We start from the raw sequence: 22,398 nt of genomic DNA on the forward strand, positions 1-22,398 counted from the left end.
GCCATTTGTTCTTGCGCTGTTCCGCGGTTATGGAGGGCGCGATGCTGACGGCGCTTTCCATTCGTGACGTGGTGCTGATCGAGGCACTGGACCTCGATTTCGCCGCTGGCCTGGGCGTGTTGACCGGGGAGACCGGCGCGGGAAAGTCGATCCTGCTCGACGCGCTGGGCCTGGCGCTCGGCGCGCGCGGCGACACCGCGCTGGTCCGGCACGGCGCGAAACAGGCGGCGGTCACCGCGATCTTCGCCGCGCCCGTGCCCGATGGCCCGGTGGCTCGGCTGTTCGACGATAACGGCCTCGACCTCGAACCCGGCGAGCCGCTCATCATCCGCCGCATCGTGAAGGCGGACGGCGGCAGTCGCGGCTTCGTCAACGATCAGCCGGCGTCGGCCGGATTGCTGCGCGACCTTGCCCCGCATCTGGTCGAAATCCACGGCCAGCATGACGATCGCGGCTTGCTCAACCCGCGCGGCCACCGCGCGCTGCTCGACGGCTTCGGGCGGATCGACACCGCCACCCTGTCGCGCACCTATCGCGACTGGCGCGCGGCGGAGGCGGCGCTGGGCGCGGCGCTGGCCGAGATCGAGGTGGCGCAGCGCGACCGCGAATGGCTGGAACATGCCGTCGCCGAACTGACCGCGCTCGATCCGCAAGCGGGCGAGGAAGAGGCGCTGGCCGAACGGCGTCGGTCGATGCAGCGCGCCGAAAAGGTCGCCGACGATCTGACCCAGGTCGAGGAGCGAATCGACGGCCCGAACGGCGCGCTGTCCGCGCTGCGACAGGCCGCCCGCGCGCTCGAACGCATCGCCGATGCCCATCCCGCGCTTACCGAATCGCTCGCCGCCATCGACCGTGCGCTGGTCGAGGCGGAGGCGGCGGAAACCGCGCTGCGCGAGGCGACCGACGCGCTCGCCTTCGATGCCGGCGCGCTGGAGGATGACGAATCACGCCTGTTCGCGTTGCGCGCCATGGCCCGCAAGCACCGCGTCCAGCCCGACGACCTCGCCGTCCTTGCCGGCGAACTGGCCGGGCGACTCGCCCTGCTCGAATCGGGCGAGGCCGGCCTCGGCAAGCTGGAGGCGACCGTCACCAAGGCGCGCGCCGCCTATGCAAAAGAGGCCGATCGCGTCCACGCCGCCCGCGTCGATGCGGCGGCGCGACTCGACGCGGCGGTGGCGGGCGAGCTGGCCCCGTTGAAGCTCGACGCCGCGCGCTTCCGCACCGTCGTCGCCGAACTGGACGATGGTCAATGGTCGTCGGCGGGCCGCGACCGGGTGGAGTTCGAGATTTCGACGAACCCCGGCGCGCCCTTCGCCCCGCTCGCCAAGATCGCGTCCGGCGGCGAACTCTCCCGCTTCATCCTCGCGCTGAAGGTTGCGCTGGCCGAAGAGGGCGGGGCGGCGACGATGATTTTCGACGAAATTGATCGCGGCGTCGGCGGCGCGGTCGCCTCCGCGATCGGCGACCGGCTCCACCGCCTGTCGCGCGCCACGCAGCTGCTGGTCGTCACCCACAGCCCGCAGGTCGCGGCGCGTGGCGACCGCCATCTGCTGATCGCCAAGGCGCATGATGGCATCGTCACCCGCACCGGCGTGCGGCCGCTGTCGAGCGACGAGCGCCGCGAGGAGATTGCGCGGATGCTGTCGGGTGCCGAGATCACCGACGAAGCCCGCGCGCAGGCACGGCGGCTGATCGAGCCGGCATGACCGACCCGCCGCGCACGCCGGACGGCCGCTATATCGTGGTCGACGGCGTGCTGTGGCGCGCGACCCGGCCCGACTTGGCCGAAGCGGAGCGCGACCGGCTGGTCCACGCCCTGATGGACGCCCGCCGCGCGGTCGGGGCGGGCAAGCGGGCCGGTGACGACGCGGCGGTGGCAAGCGCGCGGAAAGCGGTAGATGCGGCCAAGGTAGCACTCGGCGAACGCGGCCCCGTCTGGTGGGACGACGGCGCGCCCGATTACAACCGGCACAAGGTGGCGAACACGCCCTATGCCGACTGGTGGGCGGGGCGATAGCGTTGTTGCAAGCTGAACCGTACGTTATCCCGGCGCAGGCTGGGATCTCCTAGAACGGATCGAGATTCAGACGCCGGGGCGAAATGCTCGCGCGATGACCGCGAAAGCACCAGGAAGTCGGATTTTCGCGCGGAGGCGCGGAGGACGCGGAGGTGTCGCGCACGGGGCTGATCGCAGGGCCGATTACCGGTCGGCCTGACATCGTTGCTTTGACGAAGCGAGTATCGCTTTGCGTCTCGCGCGGTTCTCTGCGTCCTCCGCGCCTCTGCGCGAACCATCTTCTTCCTTCGCTTCGCGGCTTCGCACGAATTCGCGCACTGGCACATCAAATGTCGGTCGGACACAGCAATGGCGCGCAGCAATCGGCCCGGACGGGCAACGCTTCAAAAAGCCGCGCCCAAGCTGTAGCGTGTGCCTGTACCGACCTTCGAGCTGACGGGAAAAACCATGCTGCTGGCGACTCTTATCGCGCTGTCCCTGCCGCAGGCGGCTGCCGCATCCCCGGCATGTCCCGCGACCCCTGTGGACCTGCCGCGTGGCATGGAGCAATGGCGCCGGCCCACCGCCATCACCGCAGCGGCGACCGCGGCGAAGCCCGTGCTGCTGACCTCGGGATTGGCCGTGCGCGCGACGCTGTTGCCCGTTTCCCGCGTGACCTTTGCCGCACCACCGGCGAAGCCCGGCGCGGCGACCAGCCATGGCGGCCTGTTCGCGTTCGATGTGGCCCGCGCGGGACGGTACCGGGTCGCCCTCGGATCAGCGGCATGGATCGACGTGCTGCGCGGCACGACGCCCGTTGCTTCCGCGACGCATGGCCATGGCCCATCCTGCTCGACGATCCGCAAGATGGTCGACTTCGACCTCAAACCCGGTCGCCACCTGCTCCAGATCGCGGGCAGCGAGGCGACGGTGGTGACGCTGATGGTGACGCCGGTCGACTGACCGCGCCACCGCTGCGTCGCGTTCCAGTTGAACGGGAACGGCGTTGCTTGGCCTAGGCCGGATCGACATGCACCGGCCTGTCGTCACTCGGAACACGTCTTGGGTAACGGAGGGATGATACGTCGCGTAGCGATCACCCTCGGCGTAGCTGATCGACGCCTCCAGCCTCTCCGTCCCCCCGGACGTGTTCCGGGGGGACGATAAACCGGTAGATGTCGATCGGTCCGAGGTCCGCCCCTCCACCATGCCGATGTACGGGCCGACGCCATCGCCGGTACGAAAACCGACGCCGTGATCGGGCATTCCACCACGATCGGTGGTGTGGTCCACCCGCAATCGCTGCCGGCCGCCATGGTACCAACGCTTTCCTACAGGGGTGCGGCCTGTCAGGCTCGCTCCGCTCTTTGATGAAAAGTCTTTGTTGCGTCTCGTTAGCAAAGATCATGCGAAAACGCGGCGAGTGTGAACTTTGTGAACTTTGGCGGGAAAAGCCTTTGTTTTCAGCGATGCGTCACCGGCAAAGCCAGCGTCGAGGTCGATCGTGCCCCCGGCACGATCTGCGGACTGCGGGGCAGTCCGCACCTCGACGCTCGTCGGACAGCGCTTTGGGCGCCGCCGGCCGGACGCGCCTGGTGCCGCAGTCCAGCTATGCTGGACTTTGGCCGGCGCTAGATCGCGCTGTTCTTCGCCGCCTTCGTCGCCGGGTCGAACATATAATGGTGCCACGCGAACACCGTCGCCGCGCTGCGATGCGGCCGCCACCCCTCGGCCAGTTCGCGGATCTGTTTCTCGCTCGGCCGTTCGGGCAAGCCCAGTATCTTGCCGATCTCGACCTGCACCGCCAGGTCGCCCGCCGGCCACACGTCCAGCCGCCCCTCGGCGAACAGCAGGTAGATTTCGGCCGACCAGCGCCCGATCCCCTTCACCCGCACCAGCTGCGCGATCGCTTCCTCGTCGTCCTCGGGCAAGTTGGCGAGGTCGAGCCGACCGCTCAGCACCTCGTCGGCCAGGCTGCGGGCATAGCCGCTCTTCTGCCGCGACAGGCCGGCGGCGCGCAGTTCTTCATCGGTCCTGGTCGCTATCCGGGCCGGGTCGGCGGCATCGCCCAGCAACGCTTCCAGCTTCTTCCACACCGCATCGGCCGCCTTGTAGCTGACCTGCTGTCCGACGATGGTCCTCAGCAGCGTCACATAGCCCCGCTCGCGGATGCGCGGTTCGGGATAGCCGGCATAGGCCAGCGCCGCCGCGAATGCCGGTTCGCGGGTCGCCAGCGCATCCAGCGAGGTGCGCAGCTGATCGGCGGAAAGTCCCATGCCCGGTCCTTGAAAAGCCCCGGCCGCCCCGGCATGGGGCGACGGTCAGGAGAATGAACGATGCCAACGCTTACCGTCGTCGATCGTGCCGGGGAAGAACGAACCGTGGACGCGGAAGTCGGGCTGTCCGTGATGGAAGTGCTGAAGATCAACGGCTTCGACGACATCCTCGCACTGTGCGGCGGCTGCTGTTCGTGCGCGACCTGCCACGTCCATGTCGACGCCGCCTATCTCGACCGCCTGCCGCCGGTCAGCGAGGATGAGGACGACCTGCTCGACGCGGTCGAGGATCGGGATGCTACGTCGCGCCTGTCGTGCCAGTTGCCGGTGACGGCGGGGCTGGAGGGGATGCGGGTGGTGATTGGGGCCGAGGATTGACGCGCAGGAAGTCTGACGCGGCAGCGTAGCTGGCGCGCAGCCCTTCCAAGCGCGGCCGGCGGGCTTCAGCCTGACCGACGGCATGGGCTTTGCCCATGCCACGCCCCGTATGTGGAGAGGCGTTCTCGATACGGGCTCTCGACAGGCTCGATCCCTACTCGAACCGAACGGGGGTGGGGCGAGGGCAAGGGGCGAGGGAGCGGGGTGGTTATAGCAGAGGGACTCACCCCCAACCCACCCTGTTCAGTTCGAGCAGCTTCGAGCGAAGTCGAGAAGCGCCCGCCTAGAACCGAGAACCCCGGCCTCCCGAACCCAACCCGCCATGGGCAAAGCCCATGTCGTCGGTCGGGCTGACGCCCGCCGGCCGGCTCGGGGATGATGCGAAGCAGCTGTCGCTGCTTCGTCTTCATCCCTCGTGCACGGCCACCGCATACAACGCAATCGCCGCCGCATTCGACACGTTCAAACTCTCGATCCGGTCCGAAATCGGCAGCTTGGCAAGGATGTCGCAATGCGCCGCCGTATTCTGGCGCATTCCTTCCCCCTCGGCGCCGACGACCAGTGCGACCCGCTTCGGCCCCAGCGCCTGCGCCAGCGTCGTCTCGGTATGGCCGGTCAGCCCGACGCGCCAATATCCCGCGTCGCCCAGCTCGACCAGCGCGCGCGACAGGTTCACTACGCGGACCCACGGCACGCTCTCCAGCGCGCCCGACGCCGACCGCGCGACCGTGCCCGATTCGGGCGGCGCGTGCCGGTCCTGCGTCACCACGCCCAGACAGTCGAACGCGGCGGCCGAGCGCAGGATCGCGCCGACATTGTGCGGGTCGGTCACCTGGTCGAGCAGCAGGATCGGCCGGTCGTCGTCGCGCCCCTGTTCGATCAGGTCGGCCAGCCAGATATCCTCCAGCGGATCGGCCTCGATCACGATGCCCTGGTGCGGCGCATCGGCGGGGACGAGGCGGGCAAGGTCGGCGACTTCGGCGAACACCACCGGCACGCCCTCGGGCAGGACCAGCTGCGACCCCATCTCGCGCGTGCACCAGATCTTGCGGATCACCCGTTCGGGATTGTCGAGCGCGGCGAAGGCGGCGTGCCGGCCCCAGAAGCGCGGGCGTTGCGGCGATGCCTTGCTGGGGCGATGTCCTTTGCGGGCCATGTCGGTCTTTCGTCTCTGTCGGGGTGCGGCCGGGGTCGGCGCATCGATGGCCACGTCATAGCCGCGTCGGGCGGGCAGGCGCAAATCGGCAACAAAGTTGCAGGCAGGCGTTGACAGCGCTGCGCCGGGACGGCAATGGGCGCCCTCGCTCAAGCGGCTAGCCCGCCTGAGTGGCGGCTGGACAGGTGGCCGAGTGGTTAAAGGCAGCAGACTGTAAATCTGCCCGGGTTTCCCGTACGCTGGTTCGAATCCAGCCCTGTCCACCACCGCCCGCGCGAACGCGCCGGCGGTGCCCCAGCGGGAGGCATTTCCATCCCGACCCTTCCTGTCTTTGTCCTCGCCGCGCTGTGCGAAATCGGCGGCTGCTTCGCCTTCTGGGCATGGTGGCGGCTCGACCGGTCGCCGTTGTGGCTCGCCCCCGGCATCGCCGCGCTGATCGCCTTTGCCTGGTTGCTGGCGCAGAGCGACACCGGCGGGGCGGGGCGTGCCTATGCGGCCTATGGCGGCATCTATGTGCTGGGCGCGGTGCTGTGGGGCTGGACGGTCGAGGGGATGGTGCCCGACCGGTTCGACCTGATCGGCGCAGGCCTGTGCGTCGGCGGCTGCGCCGTGATCCTGTTCGGACCGCGATGATGGTGGGTTGGAGCGGGTAACGGGAATCGAACCCGTGTATTCAGCTTGGAAGGCTGCTGCACTACCATTGTGCTATACCCGCCCACGCGCGTCGGCGTCAGGGCGATGCACCTGCCACAGGGAAGCGGGACAGGTCAACCGCCCTGTGGCACAGCTTGCTTTCACGGCGGATCATCCTATTGCTCCGACCATAATGATGCCGGGGAGGGCAGGATGCTGAACGAAATGGGCGCCGCGCTGGGCGATGTGCTGAACCCGCACGGACCGGCGGTACAGGCGGCGAAGAGCTTCGCTCCCTCCGACTATTCGATCCATTTCTTTCTGCAGCTGGCGGTCATCCTGCTCGCCTGCCGCGTGGTCGGCTGGGCGGGCAAGCGCTTCCTGAACCAGCCGCAGGTGGTGGGGGAGATGATCGCGGGCGTGGTCCTGGGGCCATCGCTGCTCGGCCTGTTCTTCCCCGATCTTCAGGCGGCGATCTTTCCGAAGGAAACGCGCGGCGTCCTCTATGCCGGCGCGCAGCTCGGCGTCGGCCTCTACATGTTCCTCGTCGGGTTGACGCTCCGGCTCGATCATTTCCAGACCAAGGCGAAGAGTGCGGCGATGGTGTCGGCGGCGGGCATCGCCGTCCCGTTCGCGCTGGCGGTGCTGGTGACGCCGATGCTGCTCACCGTGCCCGGCCTGTTCGCCGAAGGGATTTCGACCGGCAGCGCGACATTGTTCATGGGCGCCTGCATCGCGCTCACCGCCTTTCCGATGCTGGCGCGAATCATCCACGAACGCGGCCTCGCCGATACCGCGCTCGGCACGCTGTCGCTGACCGCCGGGGCGTTCGACGACGCGGTGTCGTGGTGCGTGCTGGCGATCGTGCTGGCGACGTTCGGCGCGGGCGCGGGCGTTGCCATCCTCGCGATCGGTGGGGCGGTGCTCTACGCGATCTTCCTGATCCTGTTCGGCAAGCGGTTGCTCGCGCCGCTGGGCCGCGCGGTCGAGGCGAAGGGCGAGATGAGCATGACGGTGCTGTCGATCACGCTGATGCTGTTCTGCCTGTCGGCGTTCTTCATGGACGCGATCGGCATCCACGCGATCTTCGGCGGCTTCATCCTCGGCGTGTTCATGCCCCGTGGACTGTTCGTCGAGGAACTGAAGCGCAAGGTCGAGCCGTTGGCGGTCGTGCTGCTGCTGCCGATGTTCTTCACCTATTCGGGGCTGAACACGCGCATGGACACGGTCAGCTCGCTGCCGTTGCTGCTGATCGCGCTGGGCGTGCTGGCGGTGTCGATCCTTGCCAAGTTCGGTGCCTGCTGGGCGGCGGCGCGGATGGCGGGGGAGGATAACCGCACCGCGCTCGGTATCGGCGCGCTGATGAACTCGCGCGGGCTGATGGAACTCATCATCATCAATATCGGACTGCAAAAGGGGATCATCGGTCCCACGCTGTTCGCGATGCTGGTGCTGATGGCGATCGTCACGACGGTCATGGCGACCCCGTTGTTCGAGGCAGTCTATGGCAAGCAGGCGCGCGCCAGCGGCGAACTGGGCGGGGTGCCGGCCTGATCCTCCTTCCGTTCATCCTGAGTAGTCGCTGAGCTTGTCGAAGCGACGTATCGAAGGATCGCCACGCATGGCGCTCCGATAAGGCTCAGTCCCTACGCAGCACGGACGGACCGAAGACAGCAACGCTAAACGCTGGCGTTCCAACCCCGGACACCATAAATCGCGCGCATAATGGCAAAGATCACGACTCCGCGCCCGGTGCGCGGCACCCAGGACATTTTCGGCGACTTCGAACGGCGCTTCACCCATGTCGCCGAGACGTTCGAGCGCGTCCGCCGTCTCTATTGCTTCAACCGGGTCGAAGTGCCGGTGTTCGAATCGACCGCCGTCTTCGCCCGGTCGCTGGGCGAGACGACCGATGTCGTGTCGAAGGAAATGTATTCGTTCGAGGATCGCGGCGGCGATTCGCTGACGCTGCGCCCCGAATTCACCGCCGGCATCGCCCGCGCGTACCTGACCGAAGGCTGGCAGCAGTTCGCGCCGCTCAAGCTCGCGACGCATGGCCCCGTGTTCCGCTACGAGCGTCCGCAAAAGGGCCGCTATCGCCAGTTCCACCAGATCGACGCCGAAGTGATCGGTGCGGCCGAACCGATGGCCGATGTCGAACTGCTGGCGATGGCCGACCAGTTGCTCAAGGAACTGGGCATCGCCGATGGCGTAACGCTGCAGCTCAACACGCTGGGCGATGCCGAGACGCGCGATGCGTGGCGCACCGCGCTGGTCGAGCATTTCGAAGCGCATCGCGGCGACCTGTCGGAGGACAGCCTCAAGCGGCTGGACAAGAACCCGATGCGCATCCTCGATTCGAAGGACCCGCGCGACCGCCCGATCGCCGATGCGGCGCCGGGGATCGATGCGTATCTGACGGCGGAAGCGGCGGACTTCTTCGCGGCGGTCACGTCGGGGCTGGACGCGGCTGGCGTGCAGTGGACCCGCAACGACCGGCTGGTCCGGGGCCTCGACTATTACCGCCACACCGCGTTCGAATTCGTCACCGACCGGCTGGGCGCGCAAGGGACCGTGCTGGCCGGCGGACGCTATGACGGGCTGATCGAGAGCCTCGGTGGGCCGGCGACGCCGGGCGTGGGCTGGGCGGCGGGGATCGAGCGGCTGGCGATGTTGTTGGAGGAACCCAGCTCAGTTCGTCCCGACGTAGTTATCGTATCCGACAAGGATGTGCGGAGCGAAAGTGTAAGTCTCGAATTGGCGTTCCGCATTCGGCGGCTTGGCGTCGTTGTGGACGCCATCACTTCGGGTAAGCCGAACAAACGTTACGACCGTGCTCGACAGAAAAATCCGAAAATCCTCATTAACATTGGTCTTAATGATCCCGAGTATGAGGAGGTCAATGTTCGCTACCTTCGTTGGGACGAGGCGGCAGGCGAAACCGTTGATGTGAGCCGGCCCGGCTCTCTCGACGCCTTCCGATCTAACCTCAGCGACATGCCTAATTGGGTGAAGGAAGCGCTTTGACCATCGCCCCCGAACGCATCGCCCAGATCGAGGCGCGGCGCGACGAACTGGCGGCGCAGATGGCGACGGGCGACCTGCCCGGCGACCGCTTCGTCGCGGTGTCGAAGGAATATGCCGAACTCGAACCCGTCGCACAGGCGGCGGGCGAGGTTCGGCGGCTGCGTGCCGAGAGCGATAGCCTGTCCTACATGACTCAGGACGCCGATGACGACCTGCGCGCGATGGCGGTCGAGGAACTCCACGCCAACCGCGCGCAGCTCGAGGCAGCGGAACGCGCGCTGGCCCTCGCCCTGCTGCCGCGCGATGCGGCGGACGAACGCGCGGCGATGCTCGAAATCCGCGCCGGCACCGGCGGCGACGAAGCGGCGCTGTTCGCCGGCGACCTGTTCCGCATGTATCAGCGCTATGCCGACAATCGCGGCTGGCGGGTCGAGCTGATCTCGGCATCGGTATCGGACGCCGGCGGCTACAAGGAAGTCGTCGCCAGCGTCACCGGTGCGGGCGTGTTCGCCCGGCTGAAGTTCGAATCCGGCGTCCACCGCGTGCAGCGCGTGCCTGCGACCGAGAGCGGCGGGCGCATCCACACCAGCGCCGCGACCGTCGCCGTCCTGCCCGAGGCCGAGGATGTCGACGTGCAGATCGACGACAAGGACCTGCGCATCGACGTGTACCGTTCGTCCGGCCCTGGTGGCCAGTCGGTCAACACCACCGACTCGGCGGTGCGGATCACCCACTTGCCGACCGGGCTGGTGGTCATCCAGCAGGACGAAAAGTCGCAGCACAAGAACAAGGCGAAGGCGCTGAAGGTCCTGCGCACCCGCCTGTACGAAGCCGAACGCCAGCGGCTGGCCGACGAACGGGCCGGCACCCGCCGCTCGATGGTCGGATCAGGCGACCGGTCGGAGCGCATCCGCACCTACAACTTCCCGCAGGGGCGGGTGACCGACCACCGCATCAACCTGACGCTCCACCGCCTGCCCGAAATCCTCGAAGGCGAGATGGAGGAACTGATCGGCGCGCTGATCGCGCAGGACGAGGCGGAGCGGCTGGCGACGCTGGATGCTTGATTCACGCGAAGGCGCGAAGACGCGAAGAGAAGAAGGAAGTTTTCGCGCAGAGGCGCAGAGGCGCGGAGAGGCAGAGAACGCCGATCGCGCAGCGATCCCTCGTAAACGCCATGGCAATCCGGTCGGAAGGCGCCTGACGGCGCGGAACGTCACCCGACACGCAGCCTCTCCGCGCCTCTGCGCCTCTGCGCGAAATTCAACTCTCTTCTCCGCGCCTTCGCGCCTTCGCGTGAACCCATGACCACGCTCCGCCACGCGCTGACGCAGGCAACGGCACGCATCGCCGAAGTCTCGGACTCCTCCCGTCTCGATGCCGAACTGCTCGCCGCTCACGCACTGGGCTGCACGCGGGAGGCGATGCTGCTTGCCCGCCTCAACGATCCGGTGCCGGTGACCTTCGACGCGCTGGTGGAACGCCGCCTGACTCATGAACCGGTCGCCTATATCACCGGCAGCCGCGCCTTCTGGACGATCGACCTCATGGTCGGCCCCGGCGTCCTGGTACCGCGCGCCGACAGCGAGACGCTGATCGAGGCGGCGGTGGTGCATTTCGCCGGTCGTACGCCGACCCGCATCCTCGACCTCGGCACCGGACCGGGCACGTTGCTGCTCGCCGCGCTGGCGGAATGGCCGCAGGCGACGGGGCTGGGGGTCGATGCCTCGACCGCCGCGCTCGACTATGCCCGCCGCAACGGCGTGGCGCTGGGGATGGGCCAGCGGGTGACCTGGCAGGCGGGCGACTGGACGGCCGGGATCGACGGACGCTTCGACCTGATTCTCGCCAACCCGCCCTATATCGGTACCGATGAAGCGCTGCCGCAGGAGGTCGTCGGTCATGAACCCGCCGGTGCGCTGTTCGCCGGCAGGGACGGCCTCGACGATTATCGCCGGATCGTGCCCGACCTTTCCCGGCTGCTGGCACCGGGCGGGATCGCCGCGATCGAGATCGGCCATGAACAAGGCGATGCGGTGGCGACGCTGGTGCAGGGTGTCGGCCTGCCCGCGCGGCTGGTGCGCGATCTGGGCGGGCGGCCGCGCTGCGTGGTGGCGGGTTGACGAAGCTGTTCGCCACCCCATCTTTCCGCTTGGAGTTGCACGACGCAGCCGCTAAGACCTCGAACGGGGCAGGCACCATCGACCAAGGCGTCGATCGCGGGGCGTGGCTCCTTCCATCGTCATGTGAACCACTGTCGTCCGGTGGTCATGGCAGGCGGACGGTGCCCGTGCATCGTTTCGCGAAGTGGCTCGCACCCGGGATCGCGAGATCGACGGACAGGTAAGGACAGGACAACCAACCCTTGATGAACAATCGTCAGGCCGGCCGCCGTCGCGGTCGCGGTGGCCAGCGTCAGCCGGGAAGCGGCGGCGGCAATCCGCGTGATAACGGCAACCGCATAGACAACCGCGCGCGCGGTAACGCCGCGCAATTGCTGGAAAAGTACAAGAACCTTGCCGCTGACGCGCAACGCGCCGGCGACCGGGTGAACACCGAATATTACCTCCAGTTCGCCGATCATTATTTCCGCGTGCTCGAAGCAGGTCGTTCGCGGGTCGAGGAACAGCGCCGCGGCCGCGACGAGTTCGACGGCAACGACGAGGATGATTTCGACGGCGACGGCGACATGGGTGCCGACACCGGTGGCCAGGATCGTGGCAACCGCGACGACCGTGGCAACCGCGACGATCGCGGCCAGCGGGAAGATCGCGGCAATCGCGACGACCGTCAGCCCCGTGCGCAGCGCGAGTATCGCGACGATCGTGCCCCGCGCGAAGAGCGCCAGCCGCGTGAAGAGCGTCAAGCACGTGAGGAACGCCAGCCGCGCGAGGAGCGTCAGGCGCGTGACGATCGCGGCCAGCGCGAAGACCGTCCGCAACGGGAAGACCGCCCGCAGCGCGAACGCCTGCGTCGCGACGGTGGCCGGACTACCGCGCCTGCCAACGACGCCGCCGAACTGCGCGGGATAGAGGGCGAGGTCGGTACGCAGCAGCACGACACCGCCGAAGCCGCGCCCGAACCGGTCGCCGAGGCCAAGCCGGTCCGCCGCCGCACCACCCGCACCCGGGTCGATGCGGTTGCCGCCGAACCGACCGCCGAGGTCGCGCCGTCGATTGAGGCGGATCGTCTGCCGCCGGCGCTGTCGGCGAATGACGATGCGGTCGAACGTCCGCGCCGCCGTCGCCGCGTCCGTGCGGACGAGGAAGAGGCCGTGCCGCCCGCCGCCTGATCGGGTGACGCGCGTCGAGACATCGGGGCCGGTATCGCTGCGGGCGATGCCGGCCCTTTTGCCGTCCGTGTGCCGCGAACCGGTCGGCGATCAGCGCATGACCGTCGAACAAGCCGTGCCACCTGATTGGGCGACGATGGCGGGAAAACGGGGTCGCTATCGCCCGATGCACTACTCACCCCGTCCGGCAGAGATGACTGGAGCCGATCGACGTTCCCAAGATGGCGAGCCGAAGCGACAGTTTCGCGCGACTTGGAGCGCAGCTTGGTTTCAGTCTGGGCGCACCGGAAGCAGGGGGAACTGCCATTTGCAGGGCGTCGGGGCTGAATGGATTGGGTCGGCACGCTGAGATGGATCGACATTCAGCCAATTCTCAGGGTGCTCGCCGAGCGACGTAGATTCCCTTCGTCACCCCGGACTTGTTCCGGGGTCCACCTTTGCCGCTTACGCTTTCCTGGGAGTCGCTGGCGGCACCGATCGCTGCGCCGTGGACCCCGGAACAAGTCCGGGGTGACGGCAGGAGGACGAAGGTCGATCCGTCCCAGGATGGTCGTTCCCGTGCAGCTTGGCGCGCCTGTCGCCCAACCCTACGGGCAGGATCGAACGCAGCCCGGGGTTACGAAAATACCCTCCGCCCTCAACCCGCCGCGAACTGCTCGGCGGTCAGCGCATACAGGCCGACGGCACCGGCCATCGCCGCCATGCCCAGCCCACGCGCCTCGGGCACGATCCGGTCGAGATAAAAGGCGACCGCCGCCCGCTTGCGCGCGGCGAAATCGGGATCGTCGACCTGATCCAGCGCGCGACTCTGCCGCTCCAGCAGCCAGCCGCCGACGCAGGTCGCCAGCATCGTCAGGAACGGATAGCTGCCGGCCAGCCGATCGTCGACCTCCGCCTCCAGCATCCAGCGTGCGACGGCGCGGGTGTCGTTCAGCAGGTCGCGCAGTGCAGCGTGGCCGACCTCCGCCTCCATCTCCGCGAACAGCGCCTCCATGGCCGCGCCGCCATCGCCCACCAGCTTGCGCCCGACCAGATCGGCGGCCTGAATGCCGTTGGTTCCTTCGTAGATCGGTGTGATCCGCGCATCGCGGTAATGCTGGGCGGCGCCGGTTTCCTCGACATAGCCCATGCCTCCGTGAACTTGTACACCGAGGCTGGCGACCTCGCAGCCGATGTCGGTGCCGTGCGCCTTGGCCAGCGGAGTCACGAGGTCGAGGCGCGCCTTCGCGCCTTCCACGCCCAGCGTCGCGCGGTCGACCTGTCCGGCGGCGTAATAGACCAGCGCGCGGGCGGCCATGGTTTGCCCGGTCATGCGCAACAGCATCCGGCGGACGTCGGGATGCTCGACGATCGCCACCGGCGCGCCGCCGGCCGAGGCGCGGGGCGACTGGATGCGGTCGCGGGCATAGGCGACGGCGCGCTGGGTAGCGGCTTCGGCGACCTGCACGCCCTGCAGGCCGACATTGAGGCGGGCGTTGTTCATCATCGTGAACATCGCGCGCATCCCCGCGCCCTCCGCCCCGATCAGTTCGCCGATGCAGTCGCCGTTGTCGCCGAACGACAGGACGCAGGTGGGCGAGGCGTGCAGCCCCATCTTGTGTTCGATCGACACGACGCGGATGTCGTTCGGCGTGCCAGGATTGCCGTCCGCGTCGAGCCGGTATTTGGGGACGAGGAACAGCGAAATGCCCTTCGTTCCCGCTGGCGCCCCGGGCGTGCGGGCGAGAACCAAGTGGACGATATTGTCGGCCATGTCGTGATCGCCGAACGAGATGTAGATTTTCGTGCCGCGAATCCGCCAATTGCCGTCGCCGACCGGCTCGGCCCGCGTCGTCAGCGCGCCGACGTCCGACCCGGCCTGCGGCTCGGTCAGGTTCATCGTGCCGGTCCATTCGCCGGTCGCCAGCTTCGGCAGGTAGCGCGTCTGCTGTTCGGGGCTGCCATGATGGGTCAGCGCCTCGACAGCGCCGACCGTCAGCGTGGGGGCCAGGGCAAAGCCCAGATCGGCGGTGCCCAGCGTTTCCAGCACGGCGGTCGCGACGGCGAAGGGCAGGGCCTGTCCGCCGAAGGCGGCGGGCGATCCGATCGTGCCCCATCCGCCCGCGACATAGGCCTGATAGGCGGCGCGATAGCCATCGGGCATCACTACCCCTTCGGGGGTCCAGCGCGCGCCGACCGTGTCGCCCTTGCGCGCCAGCGGCCGCCATTCGCCGGCGGCGAAATCGCCGATCCCGGTCAGGATCGCGTCGAGCAGGTCGGGGGTCGCATCAGCGAAGCGGGGCGCGTCGGCGATCGTTTCGATCCCCGCGGCATGGGTCAGCACGAAACGCTGTTCGGCGGTGGCGGGGGTCAGGTCCATTTGCCCTCTCTCGATCGTTGGTTTTTGGCGGTATAGGCACCGAACCATGACCGCTTCAAACGCTTCGATCACCACCGTTTCCTTACCCTACGGCACGGCGGGGATCGCGGCGGCGGCGGCGGTGATCGCCGGGGGCGGATGTGTCGCGGTGCCGACCGAGACCGTCTATGGTCTCGCCGCCGACGCGACCGATTCGCGCGCGGTGGCGGGCATCTATGCGGCCAAGGGTCGGCCGGGGTTCAATCCGCTGATCGTGCATGTGCCCGACCGCGCGGCAGCCGAGGCGCTGGCGGTGTTCGACGAAGCCGCCGCCCGGCTGGCCGAGGCGTTCTGGCCCGGCCCCCTGACGCTGGTGCTGCCGATCCGCGTGGGGGCGGGCATCGCGTCGTTGGTGACGGCGGGGTTGCCGACGATCGCGATCCGGGTGCCGGCGCATGATGCGATGCAGGCGCTGCTGCGCGCCACCGGTCGACCGCTGGCCGCGCCATCGGCCAATGCCAGCGGATCGATCAGTCCGACCCGTGCCGAACATGTGCTGCGCAGCCTGGATGGGCGCATCCCGATGGTGATCGATGCCGGGCCGACCGCGCGCGGAATCGAATCGACGATCATCGCCTGTGTCGATGGACAGGTCCGACAACTGCGCCCTGGGCCGGTTTCGCGCGACGCGGTCGCCGAGTTGCTGGGGGTAGTGGTCGGCGGGGCCGGGGCGGGGATCGAGGCACCGGGACAGCTTGCCAGCCATTATGCGCCGTCCAAGCCGGTGCGGCTGAACGCTACCGGGCGGCAGGGCGACGAATGGCTGATCGGGTTCGGCGTGGTCGCGGGCGACGATACGCTGTCGGCTGCCGGAGATCCGGTGGAGGCGGCGGCGCGGCTGTTCGATGCACTGCACGTCGCCGATCTTGCCGAGCCGATGCGAATCGCGGTGGCGCCGGTGCCCGATCACGGGCTGGGCGCGGCGATCAACGACCGGCTGCGGCGTGCGGCGGTGCCGGCCGGATAGCCCGAGGGGTAGAGCGGTTTCCGACCAGATTGAACCACCGTCATCGCCCTGCGGGAACCCTCCGCGGCGGGTCGCTTTCGGCTCGGGGCAGCGTTGCTCGTCGGCCACGATGCCGTTGCATCGCGGCCTCCTCCTGCCTCGTCCCAAACCGAAATCACCTCCGTGCCGGTGATCCAATCTGATCGGAAACCGCTCTAATGGCCCCTGTGGTACGGAAGGTCCCGGCCCGCGCCGGAACACGCGGCGGTCGCGTCCATTTGTCGGCCCGCTGCGTTCTGCCTGCCTGACCCCCCGCAAACGGCTTGCACCGGGCCGGCGTGCGTGCTTGGGATTGCGGGGGATCGGGAAGGAACTATGGCCAGCCGCGCAATCAACGGACCGGGCGAGGCTGGCGTGATGGCGGCGCGCTGGCTGGACGCCTATCGCGCAAAGGCACCGCGGGGCGATGTGCTGTGCGGGGCGACCGGGATCGACCGGGCGGCATGGGATGCGGCGTTCGACGAACTGGCCGCCGTGCCCGATACCTTGTCGGGCGCCCGCGAACGCGCGCAGCGCCACGCCGACGACATCGGCACCGCGTACCGCGCCGCCGGCGAGAAGGAGGAGCGGCGCTGGCCCCTTTCCCCCGTCCCGCTGCTGATCGGTGCCGAGGAATGGCGCGGCATCGCTGGGGGGATGGCCGAACGCGCCGAACTGTTCGAAAGCGTCATCACCGACATTCATGGCGAACAGCGGCTGGTGGCCGATGGTGTGTTGCCGGCGATGCTGGTGACCGGATCGCCGTTGTTCCTGCGCCCGATGGTCGGGCTGATGCCGCCGGGCGGGCATCAACTGCATTTCGTCGCCGCCGATCTGTGCCGGGGGCCGGACGGGCGCTGGCGGGTGCTGGCCGATCATCTGCGCGTGCCGGTCGGGGCGGGCTATGCGCTCGAAAACCGGCTGGCGATGGGGCGGACGCTGGGCGGGCTGCCGTCGCGGGTGAATGTCGAACGCCATGCGCCGTTCTTCGCCGCGATGCGCGCGGGGATCGCCGCCGCGTGCCGCCGGGCGGAACCGCGCATCGGGCTGCTGACCTCGGGCAAGCTTAACCCCAGCTATCCCGAACAGGCGCATCTGGCGCGCTATCTGGGGTTCCTGCTGGTCGAGGGCGCTGACCTCGCCGTGCGCGACGACCAGCTCTATGTCCGCACCATCGCGGGCCTGAAGCGGATCGACGCGCTGTGGCGGCGGATCGACCCGCGATTGATCGACCCGCTGGCGTTCGACGCCAGTTCGACCATCGGCGTTCCCGGCCTGGTCGATGCGATGGCGGCGGGCAATGTCGTGATCGCCAATGCGCCGGGCGTCGGCGTGCTCGAATCGCCGGCCTTCGCCGCATTCCTGCCGGCGCTGGGCGAACGGTTGCTGGGGCGGGCGCCGGCGCTGTCGTCGATCGGGACGTGGTGGTGCGGCGACGCGCAGGCGCGCGCGCACGTCCTGTCGTCGCTCGACCAGTTGGTGATCGGCCCCGCCTTTGCCGGTCCGCCGGTCGCGGGATTGCCCGATGGGGCGGTGCTGGGGGCATCGCTGGACGGCGCGGCGCGCGACCGGTTGGCGGCGGCGATAGCGCTGCGGCCGCAGGATTATGTGGGGCAGGAAGTCGCTGAACTGTCGACCATGCCGACGGCGTGTGGCGAGGGGTTGCTGCCACGCCCCTTCTCGCTGCGGGTGTTCGCGGCGCGCGGTGGCGACGGGCGCTGGGTGGTGCTGCCCGGCGGATTCGTGCGGATCGGCGACCAGCCCGATGCGCGCGCGGCGGTGATGGGCGAGGGGTCGTGGTCGGCGGACGTCATCGTCCATGGTCCCGATCCGGTCGCGCCGGTGTCGCTGCTGCAACCGACCGACAGCGTGGAACTGCGCCGCAATCCCGGCACGCTGCCCAGCCGGGTGGCGGACAACCTGTTCTGGCTGGGCCGCTATCTGGAGCGGGGCGAGGCGCTGCTGGGCGTCATCCGCGTACTGTTCGGCCATTCGATCTCGGCCGATACCGGCGCGGCGCTGGCCCCGGCGACCGTGGAGCGGCTGGTGACGATCATCGCCGATACCGGCGCGGCGCAGCGCCCGCCCAGCCACCGCCGCCGCGACCTGGTCGATTTCGCGCGCGAGGCGATGGAGTCGGTCGATGGCTGGGGCAGCGTGCGCGCGGTCAACCGGCTGGCGACCGGCATCGGCGGCGTGTCGCGCGACCGGCTGTCGGCGGACATGGTGCGCCTGCTCGATGCGCCGCACCCGACGACGGGGACGCTGCTCGACCGGGCGGGCACGCTGCAGCGGCGCTATGCCGCGCTGGCCGGGCTGTCGGCCGAACATATGGGGCGGACCGATGCGTGGCGGTTCCATGACCTCGGCCGGCGGATCGAACGCGCGCTGGCGATCACGCGGACCTTGCTGTCGGTCGACCTGCGCCGGGCGAATGCCGAGGACCTGTCGACGCTGCTCGACCTGGCCGACAGCCAGATCAGCTATCGCCAGCGTTATCTGATCGGCTTTGCCCGGGTGCCGGTGATCGACCTGATCGCGCTCGACCCCGGCAACCCGCGCGGCATCGCGTTCCAGGTGGAGACGATCGTCGGCCATCTGGCGAAGCTGCCGGTGCTGAACGATGCCGGCATCGCCGAACCGCAACAGCGCATCGCCGCGCGCCTGACCGCCGGCATCGCCATGGCATCGGCGGAACGGATCGATCGCGGCTGGGTGCTGGAGATCAACCAGCAGTTGCAGAAACTGTCCGACGCCATCGCCACCCGCTATTTCCTGCAAGGCGCGCAGGCGCTGCGCGAAGCCGGGCTGACCCTCGCATGATGCGCTATGCCATCCGCCACATCACCCGGTTCGATTATGAGGAAGCGGCCGGGTTCGCGCGCTGCAACCTCAGGCTGCGGCCGATCCTGTGGTCGGGACAGACGCTGGAGGACTATGCGCTGCTGGTCGAGCCGGGTGGACACACCTATCCGGCGCGGGCGCAGGCGGGCCTCGCCAACGTCACCCGGCTGGTGGTCGAGCGGCCCGAGCGTACGTTGACGATCGAGAGTCGCGCGACCGTCTGTGTCGAACGGCCGATCCCGTTTCCGTCGCCGAACGATCCGACGCTGGCCGACATCCGCGCCATGGTGGCGAATGTCGCCGATGCAGGCCCGGCCAGCCCGGTCAGCTACCTCTTCCCCTCCGCTCATGTGCCGATCGTGCCGGAGATCGCTGCATGGTGTGCCGAGGACCTGACCGACGATCGTGGTATTCTCGACGCGGCGATCGCGCTCGCCCGGCGCATCCAGCGCGACTTCGCCTTCGATCCGACCGCGACGCTGGTCGACACGCCGCCCGCCGAAGCCTTCGCCAAGCGCGGCGGGGTGTGTCAGGATTTCGCGCAGATCATGCTGTCGGGCCTGCGCGGGGCGGGTCTGCCCGCGGCCTATTGCTCGGGCTATCTGCGCACGCTGCCGCCGCCGGGGCAGGAGCGGCTGGTCGGGGCCGACGCGACCCATGCCTGGGTATTGGTGTGGGCCGGTCCCGATCTGGGATGGATCGGGGTCGATCCGACCAACGGCATCTGGATGGCCGAGGACCATGTCGTGATGGCGATCGGCCGGGACTATGCCGACATCGCCCCGATCGATGGCGTCGTGCTGGGGTCGGGCGCGCAGACGATGCACGTGTCGGTCGATGTGGAGCCTTTGCCGGTCGGGTAGTCCGTTCACGTCAGGAAGAAGGTGATTTTCACGCGAAGGCTCGAAGACGCGGAGTTGGTTGCGCGGCTTGGCGAGCGGGTGCGTCCGGCAGACGATCCTCGCGCGGATACCATGGAATAGGCCGCTGGCGCGGGGAACGCTGCGCTTGGCGGAAATCCTCCGCGTCTTCGCGCCTTCGCGTGAAACTACCTTACTTTCTCTGTGCCCATGACGCACCCTCTCCCAACCCGGATTGACGAATCCATAGGAGGTGGAGGATAAAGAACAAACCATGAACTTAGAATCGCCCACCCTGTCCGCGTTGAAGCGGCAAGTCGCCGCCATGGAGCGACGTGCGCCGGTGGGGGAGGCGGTGCGGGTGGCGACCGGGCATGGCGATATCGACGCTGCGCTGGGCGGTGGCCTGGTGCGCGGGCGGCTGCACGAGATTTTCGCGGCCGAAGAGGGCGACGCCGGCAGCGCGACGGGATTTGTCGGGATGCTGTCGATTCGTCTCGGCGGCGGCATCGTGTGGTTGCGCGAGGAAGCGGCGGTGCGCGGGGGCGGGCATCTCCACGCGCCGGGGCTGGTCGAGATCGGCGTCGATCCCGCCCGGCTGTTGCTGGGGTTCCTGCCCGATGCGCTGTCGGTGCTGCGCGCGGCGTCCGATGTCGTGCGCTGCGCCGGGGTCGGGGTGGCGGTGATCGAACTGCACCGTGATCCCCGGCCGCTCGACCTGACCGCCAGCCGCCGCCTCGCGCTGGCGGCGGAGGAAAGCGGGGTGACGGCGCTGCTGCTGCGCATCGCCGCGACCCCGGTGGCGAGTGCCGCCGACACGCGCTGGGCGGTCCGGTCCTGCGCGTCGCAGCCCCTGCCGGCCAATGCGCCGGGGCATCCGACCTTCGACCTCGAATTATTGCGCCAGCGCGGTCGGGGTGCCGATGGCCGCTGGCAAGTGGAGTGGAACCGTGAGCAAGCCGTCTTCGTCAGCGCCGCAGAGCGGCCGACGCCATCTGGCGCTGTGGTGGCCGTTCCTGCCCACCGACCGGTTGCGGCGCCAATCCCCCTGCGCCGTGCCGGATGATGCGCCGTTCGTCTGTGTCGAAACGGTGCGCGGCGCGCTGCGCATCGCAGCGGTCGACCCACAGGCGGCGGACAAGGGGCTGGCCCCCGGCATGGCGCTGGCCGATGCGCGCGCGCAACTGCCCGATCTGGTCGCGGTCGATGCCGATCCGTTCGCCGATCATGGCTGGCTGGAGCGGATGGCGGATGCCTGTGACCGGTTCACGCCGCTGGTCGCGCTGGACGGCGGCGACGGGGTGACGCTGGACATCACCGGCTGCGCGCACCTGTTCGGTGGCGAGGGCGCGCTGGTGACGGAAGTGGAGGCGCGGCTGGCGCGGTTCGGGATGCTGCGCCATGCCCTGGCCGATACGCCCGATGCGGCGCAGGCGCTGGCGCGGTTCCAGAGCGCCCCGGCGGCGAGCGAGGCGGCGGCGGTCCGGCGGCTGGGGGTGGCGGCGCTGCGGCTGGATGACGAGATCGCGGTGGCGCTGCGCCGCGCGGGCCTGCGCACCATCGGCGATCTGGCGAGCCGCCCGACCGCGCCGATCGCGGCGCGCTTCGGCGAGGAGACGGTGGCGGCGCTCGCCCGGCTGTTGGGCGATGCCGACCAGCGGTTGCGGCCGCGCCGGGCACTGCCCGCGCTGTTCTTTGAACGGCGTTTCGCCGAACCGATCGCGCGCGATGCCGATGTGCTGGCGACGATCGGCGAACTGGCGGCGGAGGCTGAAGGCGAACTGACCGCGCGCGACCGGGGCGGGCGGCGCTTCGCGATACGGCTGTACCGCGCCGATGGCGCGCTGCGCGATCTGGCGGTCGAAAGCGGGCTTCCCTTACGCGATCCGCCGTCGATCCTGCGGCTGTTGCGCGAACGGATCGATGCGCTGGCCGACCCGATTGATCCGGGCTTCGGCTTCGACATGATCCGCCTGAGCGTCCCCGCGCTCGAACCGCTCGCCGCTACCCAGTTGCAGCTGGAGGGCGGGGCGGTCAGCGAAGAGGCGATGGCGGCGCTGGTCGACCGGCTCAGTACGCGCCTCGGCCGTGGGCGGATCGCGCGGGTGACGCCGGGCGACAGCCATCTGCCCGAACAGGGGGTGCTGACCATCGACGCGATCGACGCGCCGGCCCCGACCGGGTGGGACGCGCCGGAGGCGGGCGAACCGCCGCTGCGCCCGATCCACCTGTTCGACCCGCCGCAGCGGATCGAGGTGATGGCCGAAGTGCCCGACGGCCCGCCGCACCGCTTCCGCTGGCGGCGGGTGCTGCACGACGTGATCCGGTTCGAGGGGCCGGAACGCATCGCGGCGCAGTGGTGGCGGCGCGGACAGGCGAAGGTGCGCACGCGGGATTATTATCGGGTCGAGGATGTGCGCGGGCGGCGGTACTGGATTTTCCGCCACGGGCTGTACGACCGCGAGACGCCGGACCCGATGTGGTATGTGCATGGGGTGTTCGCGTGAGGACAACTCCACTTCGTCATTCCCGCGCAGGCGGGAATGCATTCAC

General features: G+C 69.0%; 18 protein-coding genes and 2 tRNA genes. 16 read left to right on the forward strand and 4 right to left on the reverse strand.

Features of this window, described 5'->3' with window-relative positions:
• Positions 1 to 41 precede the first annotated feature (41 nt).
• The 3 genes from recN (at position 42) to ASE83_RS09840 (ending at position 2,959) form a co-directional block, all read left to right on the forward strand.
• A complete protein-coding gene (gene recN, locus ASE83_RS09830) occupies positions 42 to 1,706 on the forward strand; it encodes a DNA repair protein RecN (RefSeq protein ID WP_055789274.1) in 1,665 nt (554 codons plus the stop codon).
• Entirely contained in the window at positions 1,703 to 2,017 is a 315-nt protein-coding gene (locus tag ASE83_RS09835) for a hypothetical protein (RefSeq protein WP_055788856.1), read from the forward strand. Before recN ends, ASE83_RS09835 begins: the two co-directional genes overlap by 4 nt.
• Before the next feature lie 447 nt (positions 2,018 to 2,464).
• Entirely contained in the window at positions 2,465 to 2,959 is a 495-nt protein-coding gene (locus ASE83_RS09840) for a hypothetical protein (protein ID WP_055788859.1), read from the forward strand.
• Between the two features lie 668 nt (positions 2,960 to 3,627).
• Here ASE83_RS09840 and ASE83_RS09845 read toward each other — a convergent pair.
• Positions 3,628 to 4,272, reverse strand: a complete 645-nt coding sequence (locus ASE83_RS09845; protein WP_055788862.1) for a DNA-3-methyladenine glycosylase family protein — start codon at positions 4,270 to 4,272, stop codon at positions 3,628 to 3,630.
• Between the two features lie 60 nt (positions 4,273 to 4,332).
• Here ASE83_RS09845 and ASE83_RS09850 point away from each other — a divergent pair, with 60 nt between their 5' ends.
• Positions 4,333 to 4,650, forward strand: a complete 318-nt coding sequence (locus tag ASE83_RS09850) for a 2Fe-2S iron-sulfur cluster-binding protein (protein ID WP_055788864.1) — start codon at positions 4,333 to 4,335, stop codon at positions 4,648 to 4,650.
• A gap of 406 nt (positions 4,651 to 5,056) precedes the next feature.
• Here the strand turns inward: ASE83_RS09850 and rlmB are convergent, their stop codons facing one another.
• Positions 5,057 to 5,806, reverse strand: a complete 750-nt coding sequence (gene rlmB / locus ASE83_RS09855) for a 23S rRNA (guanosine(2251)-2'-O)-methyltransferase RlmB (protein WP_055789276.1) — start codon at positions 5,804 to 5,806, stop codon at positions 5,057 to 5,059.
• A gap of 179 nt (positions 5,807 to 5,985) precedes the next feature.
• Between rlmB and ASE83_RS09860 the strand changes: the two genes are divergently transcribed.
• Positions 5,986 to 6,072, forward strand: a tRNA-Tyr gene (locus tag ASE83_RS09860).
• 46 nt (positions 6,073 to 6,118) lie between these two features.
• Complete coding sequence (locus tag ASE83_RS09865) at positions 6,119 to 6,439, forward strand: YnfA family protein (protein ID WP_055789279.1); 321 nt, start codon at positions 6,119 to 6,121, stop codon at positions 6,437 to 6,439.
• A gap of 8 nt (positions 6,440 to 6,447) precedes the next feature.
• Here ASE83_RS09865 and ASE83_RS09870 read toward each other — a convergent pair.
• Positions 6,448 to 6,521, reverse strand: a tRNA-Gly gene (locus ASE83_RS09870).
• 131 nt (positions 6,522 to 6,652) lie between these two features.
• Between ASE83_RS09870 and ASE83_RS09875 the strand changes: the two genes are divergently transcribed.
• The 5 genes from ASE83_RS09875 to ASE83_RS09895 all read left to right on the forward strand — a co-directional run bounded on the left by ASE83_RS09875 (position 6,653) and on the right by ASE83_RS09895 (position 12,758).
• Positions 6,653 to 7,993: a cation:proton antiporter gene (locus ASE83_RS09875; RefSeq protein ID WP_055788866.1), complete on the forward strand. Its 1,341-nt coding sequence runs from the start codon at positions 6,653 to 6,655 to the stop codon at positions 7,991 to 7,993.
• A gap of 171 nt (positions 7,994 to 8,164) precedes the next feature.
• Positions 8,165 to 9,466, forward strand: a complete 1,302-nt coding sequence (gene hisS / locus ASE83_RS09880; RefSeq protein ID WP_055788868.1) for a histidine--tRNA ligase — start codon at positions 8,165 to 8,167, stop codon at positions 9,464 to 9,466.
• The gene (gene prfA / locus ASE83_RS09885; RefSeq protein WP_055788871.1) at positions 9,463 to 10,533 is read left to right on the forward strand and encodes a peptide chain release factor 1; all 1,071 of its coding nucleotides are present in this window, start codon (positions 9,463 to 9,465) and stop codon (positions 10,531 to 10,533) included. The genes hisS and prfA overlap by 4 nt, the downstream gene beginning before the upstream one ends.
• A 237-nt stretch (positions 10,534 to 10,770) precedes the next feature.
• Positions 10,771 to 11,589 carry a peptide chain release factor N(5)-glutamine methyltransferase gene (gene prmC, locus ASE83_RS09890; protein WP_055788874.1) on the forward strand — a complete coding sequence of 273 codons (819 nt, stop codon included), beginning with the start codon at positions 10,771 to 10,773 and terminating at the stop codon, positions 11,587 to 11,589.
• Positions 11,590 to 11,834: 245 nt separating this feature from the next.
• Positions 11,835 to 12,758, forward strand: coding sequence for a DUF4167 domain-containing protein (locus ASE83_RS09895; protein WP_055788877.1), 924 nt, complete (start codon positions 11,835 to 11,837; stop codon positions 12,756 to 12,758).
• A 637-nt stretch (positions 12,759 to 13,395) separates the two neighbouring features.
• Here ASE83_RS09895 and ASE83_RS09900 read toward each other — a convergent pair.
• Positions 13,396 to 15,117, reverse strand: coding sequence for an acyl-CoA dehydrogenase (locus tag ASE83_RS09900; RefSeq protein ID WP_055788880.1), 1,722 nt, complete (start codon positions 15,115 to 15,117; stop codon positions 13,396 to 13,398).
• A gap of 46 nt (positions 15,118 to 15,163) precedes the next feature.
• On the opposite strand from ASE83_RS09900, the gene ASE83_RS09905 reads away from it, so the two are divergent.
• The 5 genes from ASE83_RS09905 to ASE83_RS09920 all read left to right on the forward strand — a co-directional run bounded on the left by ASE83_RS09905 (position 15,164) and on the right by ASE83_RS09920 (position 22,352).
• On the forward strand, positions 15,164 to 16,123 hold the full coding sequence (locus ASE83_RS09905) for an L-threonylcarbamoyladenylate synthase (protein ID WP_055788883.1): 960 nt from the start codon (positions 15,164 to 15,166) through the stop codon (positions 16,121 to 16,123).
• Positions 16,124 to 16,477: 354 nt separating this feature from the next.
• Complete coding sequence (locus ASE83_RS09910; RefSeq protein WP_055788886.1) at positions 16,478 to 18,964, forward strand: circularly permuted type 2 ATP-grasp protein; 2,487 nt, start codon at positions 16,478 to 16,480, stop codon at positions 18,962 to 18,964.
• A complete protein-coding gene (locus tag ASE83_RS09915; RefSeq protein ID WP_055789282.1) occupies positions 18,964 to 19,848 on the forward strand; it encodes a transglutaminase family protein in 885 nt (294 codons plus the stop codon). The genes ASE83_RS09910 and ASE83_RS09915 overlap by 1 nt, the downstream gene beginning before the upstream one ends.
• Positions 19,849 to 20,119: 271 nt before the next feature.
• The gene (locus tag ASE83_RS18955) at positions 20,120 to 20,911 is read left to right on the forward strand and encodes an ImuA family protein (protein ID WP_162236607.1); all 792 of its coding nucleotides are present in this window, start codon (positions 20,120 to 20,122) and stop codon (positions 20,909 to 20,911) included.
• Positions 20,796 to 22,352, forward strand: coding sequence for a Y-family DNA polymerase (locus ASE83_RS09920; protein ID WP_082443265.1), 1,557 nt, complete (start codon positions 20,796 to 20,798; stop codon positions 22,350 to 22,352). The genes ASE83_RS18955 and ASE83_RS09920 overlap by 116 nt, the downstream gene beginning before the upstream one ends.
• Positions 22,353 to 22,398 lie beyond the last annotated feature (46 nt).

This window comes from Sphingomonas sp. Leaf32 (assembly GCF_001421765.1).
In the GTDB taxonomy this organism is placed as follows: Bacteria; Pseudomonadota; Alphaproteobacteria; order Sphingomonadales; family Sphingomonadaceae; genus Sphingomonas.